Source organism: Marinifilum sp. D737 (genome assembly GCF_026672275.1).
In the GTDB taxonomy this organism is placed as follows: domain Bacteria; phylum Bacteroidota; class Bacteroidia; order Bacteroidales; family Marinifilaceae; genus Marinifilum.
On sequence record NZ_JANQCD010000016.1, the window covers coordinates 90,899 to 110,637 of the forward strand.

Sequence of the window (19,739 nt, forward strand, 5' to 3'; positions counted from 1 at the left end):
CAGCCATGAAAAAATATAGCATCATTATTATTGCCTTTGTGCTAACGGTATTTGCTTGCAATTCGCAAAACCCAACCCTTACAATTGATACTGATTTGGGTGAAATTGAATTGGAAATATATGAGGACAAAGCGCCCATTACGGCCAAACATTTCATGCAAAATATTGATGGAAATGTTTTTAAAGATGCTTGTTTTTACCGTGTTGTCAGATTGGACAATCAGCCGAACAATGATATAAAGATTCAGGTAATACAAGGAGGCTTATTCCATGATTCAATCGTGGATAAGCTGCCTAGCATAAAACATGAAACCACCAAAGAAACTGGTATTTTGCATACCAATGGAGTAATTTCCATGGCCAGATTAGAACCCGGCTCTGCAAGTACCGAGTTTTTTATTTGTATTGACAATCAACCAGAGCTGGACTTTGGCGGAATGCGCAACCCCGATGGACAAGGTTTTGCTGCTTTTGGTAAAGTTACCAAAGGAATGGATGTAGTCAAAAAAATCCAAACACAAAAAGACCAGGGACAAATGCTGAGCAAACGCGTTAAAATCCTATCTATAAAACGCAACTAATCAATTCTTCAATCTTCTCGATTTTTTGAAAGTCTGAATTGGAAATTTCCTCCTCTTCAACCATTTCGTGTACCCAGGTAGTGTGAAAGGGTACGTGAACAGCCTTTCCTCCCAAGTGCAATACTGGCAGAATATCTGATTTTAAGGAATTCCCAACCATTAAAAACTCCTCTGGTTCAATGTCCAGATGCTTGATTAGTTTCTCGTAATCACTTTCCTGTTTATCACTCATCACCTCGATGTGATGAAAGTATTTTAGCAATCCTGATTTTTTAAGCTTGCGTTCCTGATCGAGCAAATCTCCCTTTGTGGCTACAATCAAACGATATTTTCCAAACAAGGATTTTAAAACGGATTCTATCCCATCTATTAGCTCAACAGGTTTATTAATTTGTTCCTTCCCCAATTCCAAAATCGCTTGTACTTTTTCTGGAGATAGATTGCCATTGGTAATTTTTAAGCCCGTTTCGATCATCGATAAAATAAAAGCTTTTGTGCCATATCCGTACAAAGGAATGTTCCCAATCTCAATCTTGAAAAGCTCTTTTGTTACCTCATCCAGACTCATTCCATTGGTTAACAACTCACAGAATTTCATTTCTGTTTCACGAAAATATGGTTCGTTAACCCATAATGTATCATCTGCATCAAAGCCAATCACCTTAATCTTATCCATAAAAGAAGTATTTAATCTTGTGCGAAATTACGAACAATCCCATAAAATCCAACTCCAAATTACTTGGCTTGACTTTATCTTAACAATTGATTACTTTTAATTGTATCTGCAAAGCATTACTATTTTTCTCACCAATTCAAAATAGAATTATGGAAAGAAGAATGAATTACCAAGATCATCCCTCGCGATTTTTTCTACTGATCGCCAGGATCATAGGATTTTGTATTGCCGGAGTTTTTCTATTGTTTATGGTTCCGGAATTCATCGAAATCCTTGACACCAAATCTGAATATACCGAATTCTGGATTTTTGTATTTTATGCACTTGCAATGATTTATGGCGCTGGCTTTCTTCTCTCCTTCTGGAAAATAAAAATCAGCGCCTACATCATGATCGTAAGCAGTATAGCAATTGCTCTATATGGATTTATTGATACCATGAGTTGGGCGGTATTCCTAATTCTGATTCCCTTGTCATTTTCAGGAATCTTATTCTTAATCTATTCAAAGAAAATGGGCAAGTAATATTTAATGAGCTATTGTAGAAAATAGTATAATGCCGATGTAGAAAATGTTAGGCAGTGTGAGCATGCGAAGCAGTGGCTCATATATTTTCACAATGGTTATAAACTCTCTACTTTCTTTGCCTTTTCAATTTTTACGATGTTCTTGGAATCCAGTGCCTGGCCATTCCATCGATAGGCCACCATTATGCCTCCATTTGCAATGCATCCATCAACACAACAAAGATTGTCACGAATTACACCTGCTTTCCCATTTAGGCAGTAATGCCCAAAAAACACTGGTAATTCATCTTTAGGATAAAGAGGAATGTCATAACAAAGTTCGCGTGGAATGGTGTAGTTGGGAAGTTTAAATTTATTCCCAAAGGAAATATCCTCAAAGCCCTTTCCTTGCATAGGTTCCCACCATTTTATTCTATAGGCAGTACGCTTAAAGCCATAACCATCTTTCAGAACCATATCGTCGGGCATATTAAACTCCCTGCCCTTTAGCAATAACATTAAAGCACTAAATACTTTACCACGTTCAAAATAGATTCTTCTTAAAAACTTCTTGCTAAGTCTGTTTTCAGGATTTTCTTTCTTTATAATCTCAACAGCTTCATCGTCCCATGAAGCATGAACCACTCTGAACCCATCCAACTCCAGGAAAATAGGAAGAGAACGCAGCCATTTCAGATATTTCTTACGTTTTACCTTGTCAAGCTTAAACTCTTCGTAGGTTTTTTTGATTTGCGTCTTGTTCTTTAGGTTATGATCGCGTAAAAATACACCATCATTGTCTTTTGTATAATAAGCCAAAACATTCAACTCATGATTTCCTACTACCGCATAAGCATTTCCCGATGTCACCATCTTCATCACAATGCTCAAAGTCTTATAAATTTCAGGTCCCCTATCTACAAAATCGCCAACAAATACAGCCTTCCTTTCAGGATGTGAATATCCAAATTCTCCTTTGGTATATCCCAAGAATTTTAACAGTTTCTTTAGTGTTTCCGCCTCTCCGTGAATGTCTCCTATTATATCGTACACTTTTTCATCTGATTGGTTAATCTTTACCAAAAATATAAAAATATTTGTATTTGTACATTTATAATTTTGAAGATGATTTTTGGGGAGAGAATGAATAAAGAATCCGAATCTACAACTTAAAATAAAAAAAAATGCTTATCCGAAAACCGGATAAGCATTAAATATTTTGGCTCTGTATGATTTACAGTAGGTAATTCTATAAAATTATCAATAACTACCTTTACTTTGTTGCAGTGACCAATGTGGGCATTGGAAGGTCAAGCTAATTAGACGCAGAAAAATTTTTAGTAATCCCGATAGCTATCGGGAGGTGAAGCTGATCCCGAAATAGATTTTGTAAGCATTTGAGAAGCAAATGCAACAAAAATCATAATCGGGAGAAGATCACGCCGTCGCACTTAAATTTTTCAAGTATAAGTAGTTTGAGCTTACACGCCCTAGTCCCGATAGCTATCGGGATTTTGTTTACTTTTTCATCAATGGAAAAAGTAAGAGCCTTGCGGCTTGAGCAGAGTAAAGTTAAACTAAAGAATTATAGGATTTTTTTAAAATTAATGATCGATTTAGTTCTCCACTAAATTCCATATAGAACCAATATTTTAAAGAAACTCTGGTTTACAGATCAAATAAACCGTTCACTTCTATTTTTTTCTTAACATTCTTATCCCCACTGTAGTAAAATTCATTCACCTTACGATTGTAAGTGTAATCATTTTTCCACTCCTCATAATTTTCGATTACCTTCTCCAAAGAGTCGATAAAATAAAGCACCTCCTTGTTTGTAGTAGTTGGATGTAAAGACCAACGCACCCAACCAGGCTTATGCGATAAATCACCAGAAGTAATCTCATTGGTAATGGCATCCGATTGTTCCTGACTTACTTCCAACAAATAATGCCCATAAGTACCGGCGCATGCACAACCTCCTCTTACCTGAATTCCAAATCGATCATTCAATAACTTCACCAACAAATTGTAATGAATGTACTCTACGTAAAATGAAAGAATACCGAGCCTTTTCTGAACATTATCGGCAAGGACATGAACATCTTTAACAGCCTTTAATTTACCAAAAGCCAAATCTAAAAGCTCTTCTTCTCTATCTGCAATATTCTTGGTGCCCATTTGGTTCTTCACCTCAATTGCCAAAGCGGTACGAATGGCTTGAAGAAAACCTGGTGTTCCACCATCCTCACGAGCTTCAATATTATCAACAAACTTGTATTTTCCCCAGGGATTTGTCCAATCAACCGTTCCTCCGCCCGGATTGTCGGGCACCTCACAATTGTACAGTTTTGAATCGAAAATCATTACTCCTGATGATCCGGGACCTCCCAGGAATTTATGTGGTGAAAAGAAAACTCCATCCAGCTTTGCTTTCGGATCGGCAGGATGCATATCAATATCAACATATGGTGCCGATGCAGCAAAATCGATAAAGCAAATGCCACCATATTCATGCATAATTTTAGACATCTCGTAATATGGCGTAACAATACCAGTTACATTGGAACAGGCAGTAAATGAACCAATTTTCATCTCTCTATCCTTATATTTTTCCAACTCGGCTCTCAGCTTATCCAAACTAATGGTTAAATCATCACCTGGAGGAACTACTACCACATCAACATTCGTTTCGTACCAGGAAGTTTGATTGGAATGATGCTCCATATGAGTCAGAAAAACCACAGGCTTTTCCCTTTCTTTTTGACATTGATATCTGCCAATCATTCCACATCCCTTAAGTCCAAGAATGCGTTGCAGTTTATTTACAACCGCTGTCATCCCAAATCCTGCATGAATGATTACATCATCAGGGCCTGCGTTAACATGTTTTTTGATTAATTCCTGAGCTCGATGGTAAGATTGAGTCATTAAAGTTCCGGTCTCGTTGGTTTCCGTATGCGTGTTGGCTACATAAGGGCCAAACTCTTTTAACATCTTCTTTTCCAAAGGAGCGTACAAACGTCCACTGGCAATCCAATCGGCATATACGATCTTTTGCTTTCCAAAAGGAGAATAAAAGCTGGCATCGTAACCAACTGTGTTCTTTCGAAACTTTTTAAAATATTTTTCTAAACTACTCATTGGGTTAGGCTTGGTTTTTTTTAGGTTTCTTTCTTTAAGACAATCTTTATTTTGTTTTGGGTGAAAACGAAAATCAAATATTAATCTTATTGTTTTTTTGATAATCGGTTTCAAAATAGATATTTGCACCTGCAAAAACAAGAAGAAATATCAGCTTTTTTTAAGGGTTTAAAAGATTAGAATCATCCTTAATTACCAATCAAAATGAACAATAACATAGAAGAATGACCATTCCACCCACTTAAAAGCATACAAAAACCTTTAGGAATACAATATTTAATCTTCCACCGACCTCTCACAACTAACAGCGCTTAATTTCTAGTTTCAATCCATTCCAAAAAGTATTGGCAAAGCCATTCCTGAAAGCAAATCGCATAGGAATTGAACATGAATCCCCTCAATCGGGACTAAATTTAAATGGGATAATTTGTTTTGACCTCCCGAATCGATTACTTTTGGCTTTCTTAATTCATTATACATCAGACTGACATAATATATCGATGAATACAATAATTCAACTTTTTGAAGAAAGCGTAAAAAAATATGGATCCAATCCATATTTGTGGGAACATACAGGTGAGAAATATGAATCACTAAGTTATAAGGAGCTATACAAACAAGTTAAGTTTTTAGCCTATGGTTTGTATGCTTCCGGCATTGATAAAGGAGATAGAATTGGTCTTTTGTCGGAAGGAAGAAATGCCTGGGTTCTTTCAGAACTGGGAATATTATTTGCTGGTGCAGTAAATGTTCCTTTATCTGTGAAACTAGACGCTCAAAATGAATTAAAATTCAGACTAATTCACTCCGAAGCAAAATACGTTATTGTATCAAAAAATCATCTCGAAAAAATTCGTTTGATTAAGGATGAAATCAAAACTTTGAAGCAAATCATTGTAATTGATGAAGATGTTGAGGTGGATGGCATTGAAATTTTTCTTTCGGATATTATGAACCTGGGTGAAATGCTTGTTGAAAATGAGAAAAAGGATTTAGATAAAATTCAACAAGAGATACAAGCCGATGACAATGCAAATATTTCCTACACTTCGGGTACAACTGCCGATCCTAAAGGAATTATTCTAACGCACAACAATTACACCAGCAATGTAATTCAATCGTCGAGCTTAATGCACATTCCTGAGCATTACAAAACCTTGTTGATTTTACCATGGGATCATTCTTTTGCTCATACTGCAGGAATCTATAGCTTCATGCTAAAAGGAGCATCCATTGCTGCCGTGCAACAAGGCAAATCGCCAATGGAGGCACTAAAAAACATTCCTAAAAACATCAAGGAAATTAAGCCTCATATTTTAATGAGTGTTCCTGCACTGGCAAAGAACTTCAAAAAGAACATCGAGAAAGGAATTAAAGCCAAAGGTCCAAAGGTTGAGAAATTATTCAACAAAGCCTTGAACCTGGCATACAAATACAACGATCATGGTTGGAACAAAGGCAAGGGAAGCAGAATGTTCCTGAAGCCAATGTACATGTTCTACGATAAGATATTGTTCTCGAAAATCAGGGAGAACTTTGGTGGCAACTTAAAATTCTTTGTGGGTGGCGGTGCTCTTCTGGATATCGAATTGCAGAAATTCTTTTATGCTATTGGCATTCCAATGTACCAGGGGTACGGATTATCAGAAGCCTCTCCTATTATTTCATCAAATGCCCATCACAAGCACAAGTTGGGTTCGTCGGGATTTTTGGTTAGCAATATGGACCTGAAAATTTGTGATGATGATGGCAATGCGCTACCTGTTGGCCAGAAAGGTGAGATTGTAATAAAAGGCGGTAACGTAATGAAAGGTTACTGGAAAAATGAGAAAGCATCAGCAGAAACACTAAAAGATGGATGGTTACACACTGGCGATATGGGCTATATGGACAAAGATGGTTTCTTGCATGTACTGGGACGATTCAAGTCTTTGCTAATTGCAAATGACGGTGAAAAATTCAGTCCTGAGGGAATCGAGGAAGCTTTTGTTGATCAATCGCCATTGATGGATCAGTGTATCTTGTATAACAATCAGGACCCTTATACCATTGCACTTGTTGTTCCGAACAAAGCGGCAATTGTAGCCAAACTGAAGGAGCAAAACTTAAGCCCGGATACGGAAGATGGCCAGAAAGCTGCCTTGGATTTATTGCAGGCAGAAATGAACGAATATCGTCCAGGTGGAAAATACGAGGAAATGTTCCCGCATCGATGGTTGCCTACTGCAGTTGCCATATTGCCTGAAGGATTTACCGAAGAGAACAAGTTGCTGAACTCAACCATGAAAGTAGTTCGCGATAAGGTGATTGCCTATTTCAAAGAGTATGTAGACCATTTGTATTCTCCTGAAGGCAAAAACTTCTTTAACGAGAAAAACAGACAAAGTATTGAACGCATGAAATAAAATCTAATATAGATTTAACTTTCTTTTACTATTTAAAACCATTACAGATAAATGTTTTTTTATAGTTTTGAAAAAAATTTTAAACCAAAAACATGACACGATTAAAACCAATCACCATTAGCTTGATTATTGCTTTAACATTCTGCTTTAGCAATGTTTTTGCACAACCTAGCGAAAGAGATAATTATCAGGGGGAATCTCCAAAATACATTTTCTATTTTATTGGAGATGGTATGGGCTTATCGCAAGCCAACACGGCTGAAGCCTATTTGGGAGCCATCAACAACACCAATGGAATCCAAAAATTAAAACTAAACACCTTACCAAAGCAAGGTTTTTACACCACTTATGCTTCCGACAGATTTATTACAGGATCTGCAGCGGCAGGAACTGCTCTTTCAACCGGAGTAAAAACATCTATTAGTACAATTGGTATGGATGCAAAAAGACAAAAACCTTTGCAAACCATTGCCGAAATGGCCAGAGATAAAGGCTACAAGGTAGGAATTGTAACTTCTGTTTCACTGGATCATGCTACTCCTGCTTCATTCTATGCACACCAGCCTACAAGAAGCATGTATTACAATATTAGTTTAGATCTAAGTAAAAGTGGTTTTAACTACTTTGCAGGTGGAGGCATCAAGCATCCTGAAGGCGATGGCAAAGTTGATAGTAAAAACATCATGGCCAACTTTGGAATGGGAGAAGATGTTGATCTAAAAAACAAACTGCCAAATTCAATCGAATTGGCCAAAAAGAGAGGATATGAATTTGTTAACTCGGTTAAAGAGTTCAACAAACTAAAAAAAGGCGATGATAAGGTAATCTGTATTGCACCAAAATTGGTTGGCGGAAAATCTCTTCCTTATTTCATCGATCAAAATGGAAAATCAGATATCTCTCTTGCCGAATTTACCGAAAAAGGAATCGAATTGCTAAACAACAAAAAAGGATTCTTCATGATGGTTGAAGGAGGTAAAATCGACTGGGCTTGTCATGCCAACGATGCTGCTACCGTAATTCAGGAAGTAATTCAGTTTGATAATGCTGTTTCCGTTGCTTTAGACTTTTACAAAAAGCACCCTAAAGAAACCTTGATTATAGTTGCTGGTGACCACGAAACTGGTGGAATGGCTTTGGGATTTTCTGGTAGTCATTACCACTCAGACTTTGCGATACTTCAACACCAAAACCTATCGTACGAAAGTTTCTCAAACTTGATTTCTGATTACAAAAAGAACAACAAAGGAAATTACAAAGTAGAAGATGGTTTGGCATTGGTGAAGAAACACTTTGGTTTAGGAGATGCTGAAAAAGGATTGGAGTTAAGTGAATTCGAGATGCAGCAACTAAAAACTGCATTCGATAAAAGCATGAACTACAACAAGAAAATGAAGAAAGACGATCAGTTTTACTTGTTGTATGGTAGTTACGATCCACTCACAACAACGGCGTGTCATATTTTATCACAAAAAGCAGGTATTGGTTGGACATCTTTTTCTCACACAGCGGCACCAATTCCAATTCGTTCCATTGGTGTTGGATCCGATTTGTTTATCGGATTCTTCGACAATACCGACGTTCCAAAAAACTTAATGAAATTAATAGAGAACAAATAATTTACAAGCCTCGCAATTGCGGGGCTTTTACTTTTCTACTTTTCCACTTTTTGACTTTTCGACTTTTCGACTATCTCCTAACTTTGCCATATGTTTAAATTCAGCATTCCACAAAAATCCGATTTAATTCTAATTGTACTTTTAATTGTACTTAGCTCTATAATCGTACTGCTTCCAAATGGTTTTGAAACGCAGGCAGACAAAAACACAACGCGTGTTAGGGCATTAGTTTTAGAAACCGATAACAGTTTAATTGTTGAAACGGGTATTATTAAAACAGGTACACAAAGCTTAAAAATCAGAATCCTAAACGGGAAGTTTAAGGGAGCAGAGCTAACCGCTTTTAATCAGTTGGTGGGAAGAATGGAATTCGACAAATTCTTTCTGCCCAAAGACAAAACTCTTACCGTGCTTAATTTAAACGAGGATAACTCAAAAATTATTAATGCCACGGTGGTAGATCATTACCGCATTCGATTGGAAGCTTTTCTTTTGGCGCTGTTCGTAATTATTTTGGTGGCTTTTGCAGGATGGACAGGAATTAAAGCCATGCTATCCTTTATGTTTGCTGGCATTGCCATATGGAAATTATTGCTGCCGGGATTGCTAAAAGGCTACCCTCCTATCCCTCTTTCTTTGGCCATTGTAGCCTTGCTAACATCGGTAATTATATTTCTGGTAGCAGGAACCAACAAAAAAGGTTTAAGTGCATTTTTAGGGGCAATGAGTGGAGTTGCCGTTACCTGTATTATGGCCATACTGTTTGGTACGCTTTTTAACATTCATGGTGCCATTAAACCATTTTCCGAAACCTTGCTTTATTCGGGATACAATTACCTGAATCTTACTGAAATTTTCCTTGCCGGGATTTTCATCTCTTCTTCGGGTGCAGTTATGGACATTGCCATGGACATTTCAGCATCACAAGCCGAAGTATACCAGGCAAACAAAGGAATTAGCAGAAAAGAATTGCGCCGTTCGGGTTTCGAAGTTGGAAAAGCAGTTGTAGGAACCATGACAACTACCCTTCTTCTTGCCTATTCAGGTGGTTTTTCAGCCTTGTTAATGGTATTTATTGCACAGGGTACTCCCATGATTAACATTTTAAATCTGAACTATGTATCGGGAGAAATCCTTCACACCCTGGTTGGTAGTTTTGGGCTGGTATTGGTAGCGCCTTTTACTGCAATTATTGGCTCCTGGGTTTTCACGAGAAGGACTAAAAATCATTAGTCTTTCATCCGCTCTTCCTTATCTCTTTAAATGAGTAAATAGAATTGACTTTGGAATTTTACAACTTTTCTACTTTTTCTCTATTTAAGACTTTCAAAAAAAAGAGACAAAAGGAAGGTCTTACTTCTTTTTATCTCTTGGGTTTTATAGCTTGTGAGTAGTTTCTAATAAATTGAGTTCGGTTAAAAATAGATGCCACAGAAAGTCATCTTCATCCAATCTTTACTTTAAAAATTCCTCAAAATATCCCGATATTCATTCGAAAATTTGAGGAAATTTCTACTCAAAATCAATTCAAACTGTGACCATATTTATAATCGAACTCAGGTTAATATTTTTTTCGGGCTTGTTCAGGAGTTACACAAAAGCTTCGCTCTTCCTGGTCTTGTACATATTTAAAAAAGGTACATTTAAAACAACTTTCAAATTTTTGAGCAAAAGTACCATTCACTTTATCTTCACATAGAGTTCCGGATATGGCCCAACAAAACCGACCTCCCGTGGCTCCATTGTTAACCCCGTCAAATTCGCTGGGAAGTGCAGCAGGGCACACTCCCAACTCATGCACTTTCGCTCCGTTCAACTCCCTTCCGCACTTCATGATTTCCCAACAATTTTTCATAGATAATTTAAATACTGGTTTCCTGCTATATGTTACGGAGGCAATACTGCTTTGATTCACTCTAAGAATGCACTCTTGACCAATTGAGAGTTTATTTGGATAAAGATCTTTTTCACCTGTTTTAAAAGATTTATCAGTGATAAGACAGAATCTATTTGCTTTTTAGGATTTCATTGAGCAGGCAACGCACCTGAAAGTCGCCAAAACCGTAGATTTCTTCTCTTTTGCAGAACTCCTTAAACAGGGGAGCAAATTCGGTGGTTTTCAATTCACTCATGATTTTACGCAAACTTTCCTTTGGTCTGCCTTCATACTTTTCCTTTGACAAGCGATCAATTTGTGCATTTACAGCAGGAAGTAAAAACGGAAATTCTTCTTTTAACTGATCAGCAATCTCAAGCATAGCTGTCCAATCTTTATGCTGATACATTCTCCACAATTTGGACATCTGCACCAAGGCTCTGGAATTGATGGACACTTTATTTTCATGAGCCACTGAAAGCTCCTCCTGCTTCATTCTGCCAAAATTGTATTCCTTGCCTTTATTGGGACGAAGCAGGAAAATGTTCTGCTTTTTACCATTCTCGAACAGAAGATTCAAACAAAACCAAAAATTCACCTGGCAAAACAGATCATCTTCGAACCAAAGGTTCACCTCATCCTCGTCATTTATCTCCAACATCTTTTTCAGCTCTGCCGAAGTTCCCTGATGATAGTCTTCTTCGCTAAATACAGGATACTGGCTACAGATAAACTTGGCCCTGACCTGCAATAGCTCATCCAGTGTTTCTCCACTTACATCTCCATCAACCAAACATTCGCGAGCTACAATCAATTCTCCCTTGATGTTTTTGGGTAACATCTCTTTTAAGCAATCTCCGTTTAGGATGTGATAGGTTTTATGCATGCCTTTCAAATTTTAAAGCTCATTCAATTCTTTTCTCAGCCTGCTAATGGTTACCGGGGACACACCCAGGTAGGAAGCGATATCTTTTAGCGGAACCCTCTCCTTTACATTCTGATTGCCTTCAATCAATTTAATGTATTTTTCTTTGGTGGTAAGCGATTTAAATTCATCCAGCTCATGAACCGTATTGATAAAAACACTTTCCATAAAGCATCGACCCCAATTGGCCCAGTCACAATGATCTTTAAACAATGCTTTTACATGATTTATTTTCACCCGGTAAAAGAAACTGTCTTCCAGTAATTCTGTAGTCTCGTGAATGTAATTCATATCAATGTATGAGTTCAAAGAAAAACAGATATGACCTTCAAATCCGAACCAAACGGCCTTCTTGTTTCCTTTCTCATCGATATAATGATTCTTGACGGCTCCTTTTTCAATAAAGAACAGATAAGGAGAACGAATGTTTTCATGAATTAACACCTCTCCTTTCTTCATGTGAATCTCTTCAAATTCCTGAATAATTAATTCTTTGCTCTGAGCTGACAGTTTGTAATACCTATCGATAGCGGAAATCGCATTTCTCATAAAAACTTTTTTTGATTCTGACTTAACAAATGTAAAGCAATTTGCCTTTTGACCGAAATATATTTGCAGCCGGAAAATCAGAAAGCTGAATTTCCTTAATGAGAAATCAGTATCAATACAAAAATCAATTTAAGACTTACTATGAAATTTTGGGAGCAACATTCCACCGAATATAAAAAAACACTAGCGCTGAGTATACCGGTTATTATTGCACAGGCCGGACAAATTACGGTTGGTTTAATCGATAATGTGATGATTGGTCAATTGGGAACCACTCCATTTGCAGCTGCATCCTTTACCAACACCCTGTTTAGCCTTGTCTTGATATTTGGAATGGGTTATTCTTTTGCACTTACCCCATTAATCGGAAAAAACTATGGCGAGAAGGACTATGATTCCATAGGATCATGGATTAAAAACGGACTCATGGCCAACACATTAATGGGCGTGGCCTTGGCTGTTGTATTGCTGATTCTGTATTTTCTGATTCCACACATGGGACAACCAGAATCCATTTTGCAAGCATCACAGGACTATTTGGCGATTCTTATGATATCGGTGATACCCATGATGATATTTTACGGGTTTAAACAGTTTGCCGAAGGGGTTGGTGATACCAAAACCGCCATGAAAATTATGCTTTGGGCCAACTTAATCAATATCGTGGGAAACTACATGTTTATGTATGGGAAAATGGGTTTACCGGAACTGGGTCTTATTGGTGCCGGAATTGGAACCTTGATGGCCAGAACATTTATGGCAATAGCTTTTATTGTACTCTTCCATAGAAATGAGAAGTTCAAATTCTTTGTAAAACTTCACCAGCAAAGCCAGGTTTGTTGGAACAAATGCCTGCAGGTTGTGAAACTGGGAATTCCATTGGGTGGGCAATTGGTTATGGAAGCCAGTGCTTTCGGATTGTGCGCCATTATGATGGGATGGGTAAGCGAAATAGGCTTGGCTGCCCACCAGGTTGCCATTACCCTTTCAACACTTGGTTTCATGATTTACCAGGGATTGGGAGCCGGAACCACCATACGCGTGAGCCATTACAAGGGTGAGAACAACAGCCATGGAATTAAAAGAGCCACCAAAACCGCTATGCATCTTATGTACCTGTATTGTGCACTTTTAATGCTTGTATTTATAGGTGCTCGAAACATTTTGCCACTGATGTTTACCAACAACCACACGGTGATTAACCTGGCAGCACAAATGCTAATTGTTTGCAGCATTTTTCAGTTGGTTGATGGCATTCAGATTGTACTGGCAGGAACACTCAGAGGATTTGCCGATGCTCGCATTCCGGTAATCATCACCTTTGTATCCTACTTTGTAATTTCCTTGCCTTTTAGCTACCTATCGGCATTTGTATGGGGCTTTGGTGCAGTAGGAATTTGGTTTGGCTTTCCGGTGGGATTATCCATTTGCTGTACCCTGTTCCAATTGCGATACAAATATTTGCTGAAGAGGTTTTAGATCTAATCTTTGTATTCCATCTTGATTTTTAAAATGCCACTTTTCTGGTTTAAAGTGGCAACCCATTTGGCTTTATCTGTCTCCCATTCATTCAGGTAAACCGAATCTTTACATGTAAAGTTATTTCTTAAGGAGTAAGCTTTTAAATCCACCTTAGAAGTGTCGATGGTAAAGCTTGCTTCTTTTATTTTACCATCACTCTTGCAGTCTGAATCTACGATGGCAGGAATATTAATCCCAGTGTGCAACTCAATGTTATCGATATTGAATAACTCACAGTCTGTCCTGCTAAAAATATGGTATCCAAGTGCATTCACACCAGCAATAAAAAGAATTACAATGAGAACGATAATTCCCAGGCTGATTAAAATTTTCTTTCCCATAGTTTAATTTTTAAGATCCATATGAATTGAATTCCTGTGTTATCAATTCTACTCTATCACTATTTGAAAAATATCTGGCTCACTTGCATCAAACAAACCGGTTTCATAAAAATAATTTGCCATCTGCAGGGCATCCCCACGAGAATCTTTATCTGTATAGATAGAAAACCAATTATCCATAAAATCATTCTGTTCTTTGATCCAGGTATTTGTTTCGGAGAGTGTATGATTTAAATCCGACAAATCGCTTGGATCTTTAACTCTTATATGGAAAAAATTACTGTAAGCATACACACATTCTTCTCCAGATTTTTCAAATATGAGATTGTCACAATCGGCTGATTCGATGGTATAATGTGCAGAAGATACGATTGAATTTTCTTTAGCATCTTCAAGTATCCATGCAATTTCCTCACACGTGCACGTTTTGTAAAGCTTTAAAGCAATATAACTGTAATGTGAATCTTCATGCACTTTGTATTCAAAGCCTTGATCAAAGTAAGTTTTCGAAGTAATAAATTCCTCAATCAATTCAATTGTATTGACTGATTCTACACCAAGCAATATGTAATCACCAGACATTTTACCGAGTGAATAAGGTTCATCATTGTAATACCAATAATCTACAAAAGTACAAGGAATTACATTCGAGCTTTCTTTCTCATCGCAACTTGGTGTCAAGAAAAATACAAATAAGATTAGGAACAATAGGTTTTTCATGATAGGTTTATCTATATAATAGTGTGTGTGTTTAAGTTTTGATAGCTAACTACAGCGCCTGCAGTAAGCTCTTTTTCCAGTGTATGTTAAAATGGTAGTCATAAACTTGCGGCCACAAGAAGAACATTTCCTTCTTCGCAGCAGGAGAATCAAAGCCAGTAATATGAATAAAAACAAAGGCATTACATCTGCATTTTAAATTGTTTATCCTGATTTCGCTTAATCACTCCGGCACAATATTTCAGACCAAATGTTGCAAAGAAGTTCAAGATGAAGGTTGAGAACACAATAATCGAAAACAGATTATTATCGAGGATCTGCATTTTTTGCCCAATTGCTGCAAGAATAAAAGCCATTTCAGCCCTACCTGTCATTCCAATACCAATTGTAATAGACTCTACCGTTGAAAACTGAGCCAATTTTGCCATAGAACCAGCACTAATTATCTGTATGATGATCACCCCAATCACCAGGCACATCATTAAGATGATCCCCTGAACGGTTAAAGCTTCGAAGGTGATGTGAAATCCCAATGATATGAAAAAAATAGGTCCCAAAAACGAATAGGCTATGGCATACAATCGGTCCTCAACCTTCTTCACCAATTCTTTATTTGCCACCTCTTCACGAAAAAACAATCCAGCCAAATAGGCACCCAAAATCATATGCAATCCAATCAATTCTGCAAGAAGACCAAATCCCAAACCCAATATCAGTAAGAAAGTAAATCCTTTTCCACTGCTGTGCTGAAAAGTATTCTTAAACAAAGGGTACAAATAGTACCCTGCTACAATGGTAACCACAAAAAACAAAGTCGATTTCACTGCAATCAACATCAAAGAAAAGGCACTAATGCTTTCGCTTTTGGCAACCGATAGTATCAGGCTAAAACATATCAAAGACAATAAATCATCGATAATACAGGAGGCAACAATCACTCTGGCCAGGCGTGTGTTGGTAAGGTTGAGATCCTGAAGAATTTTTAGGGTTACAACAACAGCAGTTGCCGTTAAGCTGATTCCCACAAAAAGAGAAGTTTTTAGCGAGTATCCAAAAAGCAAGGCAATGCTCATTGAGGTTAGAAAAGGAAAGAGTGCACCAATAAATGCAATGCCAAAGGATTTTTTAAGAGCCGTTACAAATTCGCGCGGATTGGTTTCCACACCTGCATGAAGCAAAATAAAAAAGATGCCAAGTTGCGAGAGTACTTCAATAATTTCGTTGGGCTCAATTAAGCCCAATACCGCGGGGCCGATTAAAATTCCCGCTACCAATTCCCCCATAATGGTTGGGATGCCTACTTTTCGTAACAAAACAGAGAAAGCCCAAATCACCACCATTAAAATTAACAGCTCCTGAAAAAAAGGCAAAATGACTAGTAAATTCATATATGTAACTTTAAGTGTGTCTCGCAAAAAAATCGAAATCGGAATGGTTTCTTAAGATGACTATCAAGAATCATATCACTCACGAAAAATTAATTGACTTAGGCTTAGCACAAGAAGTTGGAAGGCTTCATTCTGAAAACTGATCGCTCACTAATTAAAGGTACACTGACCTTCTCATTTTCTCTTTAGAACATTTTGCCTCTTTTTCTTGTACTCTATTAAATTTAAGGATATTGTTAGAAGAAAGCAAGCTGAAAATACAAGTACAACGGCCCTATCGACCAATGTGACAGAAAGATCGAAACCAGTGGTTTCCCGAATCAAGAAATAGATGTAAGAATTGGAATTTGGAGGATTACCCAATGCCATGCGCACATCCCAATGCAAATCGGTTAGGAAGCAGTAGCCCAGGCCATACCATATGCCCATAACCAACCAGGAAAACAGGGTAAGCAGCGAGGTGATTAGGTGTACAAACCGGGTTTTTCGCCACATCCACCCAAACACAGCAAACAGGCAATAGAGGGAATGGAATACCAAAAAAAAGTAATCCAGAAACATTAAACTGCTATGACTTAGATTTTCCATGCTGCTTGCTTCAGTTTGCCATACAAGTTATACCATCTTAATTAAAAAATGGTTGAGGTATAATGCCGATTAGTATTTAAAGATCTATAACCCCTGCTGGTTCGAGCTTGTAGCTCGGATCTCTGCCATTGGGCAGAAAAGCATTCTGCTACGCAGAGCACGAGTTACAAACTCGCGCTATCAGGGGATCCGAGTATGCAATGGCCACTATAGCAAGTCCCAGCTGATATACGCTTTTATTTTGTCATGGCATACACTTCACATGGTTTTCCTGTAGAATGATGATTAATGTCAATTTTAATTCTGATATTGCTTATTGATTCAGCAATGGTCTGATTCATGAAAATGTTTTCTACAACAAAACAGCCATTTGTCTCACATTTCTTATCAAACCTGATATGCTCATCTCCATGATTGCCTATGCCACAAGAATCGATTAAAATAAATTTTGGTTCTAAAGACAAAATATAATCGAGAACAGTTTCTTTTAGAAAAGTATTTGCTTCGCCGTATTCTTTGGAACCATATCCAAATTTATTTAAGATATCTGTATAGAGAATTAAAGCTTTACCTCGAATATTCCTCTTCTCTATTTCATTCATTTCAGGCATTCCCTTAAAGCATCTAATCAATTCCACTTCTAATTCATATTCCGATTCTTTGGGTGAAGTGGTGTAACAATCAATGTGTGTTCCAATGTGCCCTAAAGCATTTACAGAATCCGATTGTTTTTTCGCCCATAAATATGATGGATGTTCTTTAGATAGTTCTAAACTTAATTTATGTATCACTTCTTTCTTTATTTAAAATTGCATATAATCGAAGGGTATGGCATCGTGCTCCCCCTGCTGATTCCAGCTTATAGCACGGACTTCTGCCATTGGGCAGAAAAGCATGCTGCTGCGCAGAGCACGAGTTACAAACTCGCTCTATCAGGAGATTAAACAAAGTAATGCAAAACCCGGTATCAATCAAATATAGGTTCCATGTTTTTATTCTGATACAGTTCATACATTTTAATCACCTGCTCTTTGGTAACTCTGCGTTCCGAAAGTTCAGGCAAATTGTGAATGTCGAAAAATCCCACATCACTGGTTTCTATTTCTGCCTGTGCTTCTCCTCCTACAATTTCACACTCCATAAACAATTGGTAAATATCAAAAGGAAATGGTCTGTTTTGGTGCTTGTTATAATCAATTAATCCCAATATTCTTTTGGGTTGAACATCGTAACCCGATTCTTCTTTCACCTCTACAATGGCAATTTCGCTTGGTGTTAAGCCAGTATCTGCATATCCTCCAGGCATGCACCATTTGTTATCCATTCGTTCCTTTACAAGCAGTATCTTATCTTCTTTAAATACAACCGCACGAATCCCAACTTTTGGCGTTTGGTAACCAATATCACGCTTAAAAATGAAATTCAATTTCTCTCTGTCTATTTCCGTAATGTGATTTAAAATCTGAATACTTAAATCGAGCAATTCGGTATACCGTTCTCTATCAAACTTATCTTTGGTAAAGGTCAATCCCGATTGAGCTATAGAGTTTATTCTTTTTGCTATCGTTAACCAATGATCTGGGATTTTCTTGTTCATGTTTAATGTTTGTTTATTTCTTCAGCTTCCTTAGTAGATCTATTTATGCAATGGAACACGATAGAATCGCGCACCAGCGGGAGGTTCATTATTATTCCTTTTCTAAATCATTTACAAATTTAAAAATTGCGTCATAGTCAATCTCAGATATATTTTCCTTAGAACCCGAAATTTTCTGAACAAGTGCTCTTTCAAAAAAATTCATTTTATCTAAATTATATTCATAACCTGGTAGAGCAGTACTTGTTGCATGTTTTCGAAGATCTTCAGAAAAAGCATTTTCAAATTGCTCAATAGACTTTTCACCTTTTTCCATGCAACATAGAAACAATCCCAATGTTTTTGTCAAAAGAATGTTTTTGTTAGACTCGCAGGTTTTTTTTATTTTTTTATGTACTGTAGCCATATGAATTGAGCCCCCAATTATTATCCTGTCAAAAGTCTCAATATCCTTGATCTTTTCTTTGCTTAAATTTATCAATTGAGTTTCATTTGAATTGAGCTTCCCGGCAATTATCCTTGCTACTTTCTCCGTAGTTCCATGTTTAGATATGTAAATGATTCCTGTTTTCATTTCTTTCTGCATAATGCCCAAGGTAAAAGTGTTTTATCCTTTTGTTTTCTAAAATAACCAAAACATTATTAAGAGAGTCGATTTTTCATCACAAAAGAATTATAAATAAAGGATAAAACATGCTTGAACATTGCCGCAGATCTATGGGCATTTATAGCTTAACGAAATAAAAGCCCACCTGCTGGTTCGAGCTTGTAGCTCGGACCTCTGCCATTGGGCAGAAAAGCATGCTGCTACGCAGAGCACGAGTACCAAACCCGCGCAATAAGGCTATAGCAAGTGGCTATTGTTTTTTTCTTACTCTTAGTTTTTGGACTTCTTCAAGGCTAAGCCCGGTGGATAGGGCAATGGTTTCTTCGTCAACCCCGTTTCGTTTCAATTGCTTTGCGATTTCAACTTTCTCATTTCTTTTGGCAATATCTGCTGCTTCTTTTCTAATCCTCTGCTCAAGCACATAACTTGGAACATATCTGGTGCTCTTTTTCAGCTCAGCTAAAAGACCAATGTCATTAAAGCTCAGGAAACTCTTGTCAGAAATAATTAAATGGTCAATCACCTTTGTATTCACAATAATTCCAACCTGAATCAATCTGTCGGTAATGTCTTTGTCCGAATCGGATGGAGTAAGTTCTCCGCTTGGGTGATTATGACACAATATGATTTTAACCGCTCTTTTTTGCAATGCCAAACTGAATACTTCCATTGGCTCAACCAATGTTTGATTGATCGTTCC

The 19,739-nt window shown here is 37.3% G+C and carries 20 protein-coding genes; 6 read left to right on the forward strand and 14 right to left on the reverse strand.

Annotation, left to right across the window (positions count from 1 at the left end):
• Positions 1–5 precede the first annotated feature (5 nt).
• Positions 6–581 (forward strand): peptidylprolyl isomerase, encoded by a 576-nt coding sequence (locus NQ163_RS11285; protein WP_268190428.1) that lies wholly within the window; start codon positions 6–8, stop codon positions 579–581.
• Here the strand turns inward: NQ163_RS11285 and NQ163_RS11290 are convergent.
• Entirely contained in the window at positions 565–1,257 is a 693-nt protein-coding gene (locus NQ163_RS11290) for an HAD family hydrolase (protein ID WP_268190429.1), read from the reverse strand. The genes NQ163_RS11285 and NQ163_RS11290 overlap by 17 nt on opposite strands.
• A 149-nt stretch (positions 1,258–1,406) precedes the next feature.
• Here NQ163_RS11290 and NQ163_RS11295 point away from each other — a divergent pair, with 149 nt between their 5' ends.
• Entirely contained in the window at positions 1,407–1,781 is a 375-nt protein-coding gene (locus NQ163_RS11295) for a hypothetical protein (RefSeq protein ID WP_268190430.1), read from the forward strand.
• 98 nt (positions 1,782–1,879) lie between these two features.
• On the opposite strand, the gene NQ163_RS11300 is transcribed toward NQ163_RS11295, so the two are convergent.
• Entirely contained in the window at positions 1,880–2,845 is a 966-nt protein-coding gene (locus NQ163_RS11300; RefSeq protein ID WP_268190431.1) for a metallophosphoesterase, read from the reverse strand.
• A gap of 585 nt (positions 2,846–3,430) precedes the next feature.
• The gene (locus tag NQ163_RS11305; RefSeq protein WP_268190432.1) at positions 3,431–4,903 is read right to left on the reverse strand and encodes an aminotransferase class V-fold PLP-dependent enzyme; all 1,473 of its coding nucleotides are present in this window, start codon (positions 4,901–4,903) and stop codon (positions 3,431–3,433) included.
• 500 nt (positions 4,904–5,403) lie between these two features.
• On the opposite strand from NQ163_RS11305, the gene NQ163_RS11310 reads away from it, so the two are divergent.
• From NQ163_RS11310 to NQ163_RS11320, 3 genes are all read left to right on the forward strand, one after another.
• Positions 5,404–7,308: an AMP-dependent synthetase/ligase gene (locus NQ163_RS11310; RefSeq protein WP_268190433.1), complete on the forward strand. Its 1,905-nt coding sequence runs from the start codon at positions 5,404–5,406 to the stop codon at positions 7,306–7,308.
• A 92-nt stretch (positions 7,309–7,400) separates the two neighbouring features.
• Entirely contained in the window at positions 7,401–8,927 is a 1,527-nt protein-coding gene (locus tag NQ163_RS11315; RefSeq protein ID WP_268190434.1) for an alkaline phosphatase, read from the forward strand.
• 90 nt (positions 8,928–9,017) lie between these two features.
• On the forward strand, positions 9,018–10,160 hold the full coding sequence (locus tag NQ163_RS11320; RefSeq protein WP_268190435.1) for a YibE/F family protein: 1,143 nt from the start codon (positions 9,018–9,020) through the stop codon (positions 10,158–10,160).
• Between the two features lie 328 nt (positions 10,161–10,488).
• Here the strand turns inward: NQ163_RS11320 and NQ163_RS11325 are convergent, their stop codons facing one another.
• From NQ163_RS11325 to NQ163_RS11335, 3 genes are all read right to left on the reverse strand, one after another.
• On the reverse strand, positions 10,489–10,782 hold the full coding sequence (locus tag NQ163_RS11325) for a two-CW domain-containing protein (protein WP_442786026.1): 294 nt from the start codon (positions 10,780–10,782) through the stop codon (positions 10,489–10,491).
• Between the two features lie 151 nt (positions 10,783–10,933).
• Positions 10,934–11,689 (reverse strand): hypothetical protein, encoded by a 756-nt coding sequence (locus NQ163_RS11330; RefSeq protein WP_268190437.1) that lies wholly within the window; start codon positions 11,687–11,689, stop codon positions 10,934–10,936.
• A 12-nt stretch (positions 11,690–11,701) separates the two neighbouring features.
• The gene (locus NQ163_RS11335) at positions 11,702–12,277 is read right to left on the reverse strand and encodes a Crp/Fnr family transcriptional regulator (protein ID WP_268190438.1); all 576 of its coding nucleotides are present in this window, start codon (positions 12,275–12,277) and stop codon (positions 11,702–11,704) included.
• Between the two features lie 141 nt (positions 12,278–12,418).
• On the opposite strand from NQ163_RS11335, the gene NQ163_RS11340 reads away from it, so the two are divergent.
• The gene (locus NQ163_RS11340) at positions 12,419–13,756 is read left to right on the forward strand and encodes an MATE family efflux transporter (RefSeq protein WP_268190439.1); all 1,338 of its coding nucleotides are present in this window, start codon (positions 12,419–12,421) and stop codon (positions 13,754–13,756) included.
• 2 nt (positions 13,757–13,758) lie between these two features.
• On the opposite strand, the gene NQ163_RS11345 is transcribed toward NQ163_RS11340, so the two are convergent.
• From NQ163_RS11345 to NQ163_RS11380, 8 genes are all read right to left on the reverse strand, one after another.
• Positions 13,759–14,139 carry a hypothetical protein gene (locus tag NQ163_RS11345; protein ID WP_268190440.1) on the reverse strand — a complete coding sequence of 127 codons (381 nt, stop codon included), beginning with the start codon at positions 14,137–14,139 and terminating at the stop codon, positions 13,759–13,761.
• A 48-nt stretch (positions 14,140–14,187) separates the two neighbouring features.
• Entirely contained in the window at positions 14,188–14,859 is a 672-nt protein-coding gene (locus tag NQ163_RS11350; RefSeq protein ID WP_268190441.1) for a hypothetical protein, read from the reverse strand.
• A 182-nt stretch (positions 14,860–15,041) separates the two neighbouring features.
• Entirely contained in the window at positions 15,042–16,247 is a 1,206-nt protein-coding gene (locus tag NQ163_RS11355; RefSeq protein ID WP_268190442.1) for a cation:proton antiporter, read from the reverse strand.
• Between the two features lie 174 nt (positions 16,248–16,421).
• Positions 16,422–16,835, reverse strand: a complete 414-nt coding sequence (locus NQ163_RS11360) for a DUF2784 domain-containing protein (RefSeq protein ID WP_268190443.1) — start codon at positions 16,833–16,835, stop codon at positions 16,422–16,424.
• A gap of 236 nt (positions 16,836–17,071) precedes the next feature.
• On the reverse strand, positions 17,072–17,626 hold the full coding sequence (locus NQ163_RS11365) for a hypothetical protein (RefSeq protein ID WP_268190444.1): 555 nt from the start codon (positions 17,624–17,626) through the stop codon (positions 17,072–17,074).
• 176 nt (positions 17,627–17,802) lie between these two features.
• The gene (locus tag NQ163_RS11370; protein WP_268190445.1) at positions 17,803–18,432 is read right to left on the reverse strand and encodes an NUDIX hydrolase; all 630 of its coding nucleotides are present in this window, start codon (positions 18,430–18,432) and stop codon (positions 17,803–17,805) included.
• Positions 18,433–18,523: 91 nt separating this feature from the next.
• Positions 18,524–19,018 (reverse strand): flavodoxin domain-containing protein, encoded by a 495-nt coding sequence (locus NQ163_RS11375; protein WP_268190446.1) that lies wholly within the window; start codon positions 19,016–19,018, stop codon positions 18,524–18,526.
• Positions 19,019–19,289: 271 nt separating this feature from the next.
• Positions 19,290–19,739, reverse strand: a 450-nt coding sequence (locus NQ163_RS11380) for a JAB domain-containing protein (RefSeq protein ID WP_326493325.1), incomplete at its 5' end; no start/stop codon positions are given.

Excerpts from the sequence above, each read along its gene's own strand:
- NQ163_RS11295 (WP_268190430.1), top strand. The coding sequence starts at position 1,407 with ATGGAAAGAAGAATGAATTACCAAGATCATCCCTCGCGATTTTTTCTA.
- NQ163_RS11325 (WP_442786026.1), bottom strand. The coding sequence starts at position 10,782 with ATGAAAAATTGTTGGGAAATCATGAAGTGCGGAAGGGAGTTGAACGGA.
- NQ163_RS11340 (WP_268190439.1), top strand. The coding sequence starts at position 12,419 with ATGAAATTTTGGGAGCAACATTCCACCGAATATAAAAAAACACTAGCG.
- NQ163_RS11360 (WP_268190443.1), bottom strand. The coding sequence starts at position 16,835 with ATGGAAAATCTAAGTCATAGCAGTTTAATGTTTCTGGATTACTTTTTT.
- NQ163_RS11345 (WP_268190440.1), bottom strand. The coding sequence starts at position 14,139 with ATGGGAAAGAAAATTTTAATCAGCCTGGGAATTATCGTTCTCATTGTA.
- NQ163_RS11370 (WP_268190445.1), bottom strand. The coding sequence starts at position 18,432 with ATGAACAAGAAAATCCCAGATCATTGGTTAACGATAGCAAAAAGAATA.
- NQ163_RS11305 (WP_268190432.1), bottom strand. The coding sequence starts at position 4,903 with ATGAGTAGTTTAGAAAAATATTTTAAAAAGTTTCGAAAGAACACAGTT.
- NQ163_RS11310 (WP_268190433.1), top strand. The coding sequence starts at position 5,404 with ATGAATACAATAATTCAACTTTTTGAAGAAAGCGTAAAAAAATATGGA.
- NQ163_RS11330 (WP_268190437.1), bottom strand. The coding sequence starts at position 11,689 with ATGCATAAAACCTATCACATCCTAAACGGAGATTGCTTAAAAGAGATG.
- NQ163_RS11285 (WP_268190428.1), top strand. The coding sequence starts at position 6 with ATGAAAAAATATAGCATCATTATTATTGCCTTTGTGCTAACGGTATTT.
- NQ163_RS11375 (WP_268190446.1), bottom strand. The coding sequence starts at position 19,018 with ATGCAGAAAGAAATGAAAACAGGAATCATTTACATATCTAAACATGGA.
- NQ163_RS11290 (WP_268190429.1), bottom strand. The coding sequence starts at position 1,257 with ATGGATAAGATTAAGGTGATTGGCTTTGATGCAGATGATACATTATGG.
- NQ163_RS11350 (WP_268190441.1), bottom strand. The coding sequence starts at position 14,859 with ATGAAAAACCTATTGTTCCTAATCTTATTTGTATTTTTCTTGACACCA.
- NQ163_RS11335 (WP_268190438.1), bottom strand. The coding sequence starts at position 12,277 with ATGAGAAATGCGATTTCCGCTATCGATAGGTATTACAAACTGTCAGCT.
- NQ163_RS11355 (WP_268190442.1), bottom strand. The coding sequence starts at position 16,247 with ATGAATTTACTAGTCATTTTGCCTTTTTTTCAGGAGCTGTTAATTTTA.
- NQ163_RS11320 (WP_268190435.1), top strand. The coding sequence starts at position 9,018 with ATGTTTAAATTCAGCATTCCACAAAAATCCGATTTAATTCTAATTGTA.
- NQ163_RS11315 (WP_268190434.1), top strand. The coding sequence starts at position 7,401 with ATGACACGATTAAAACCAATCACCATTAGCTTGATTATTGCTTTAACA.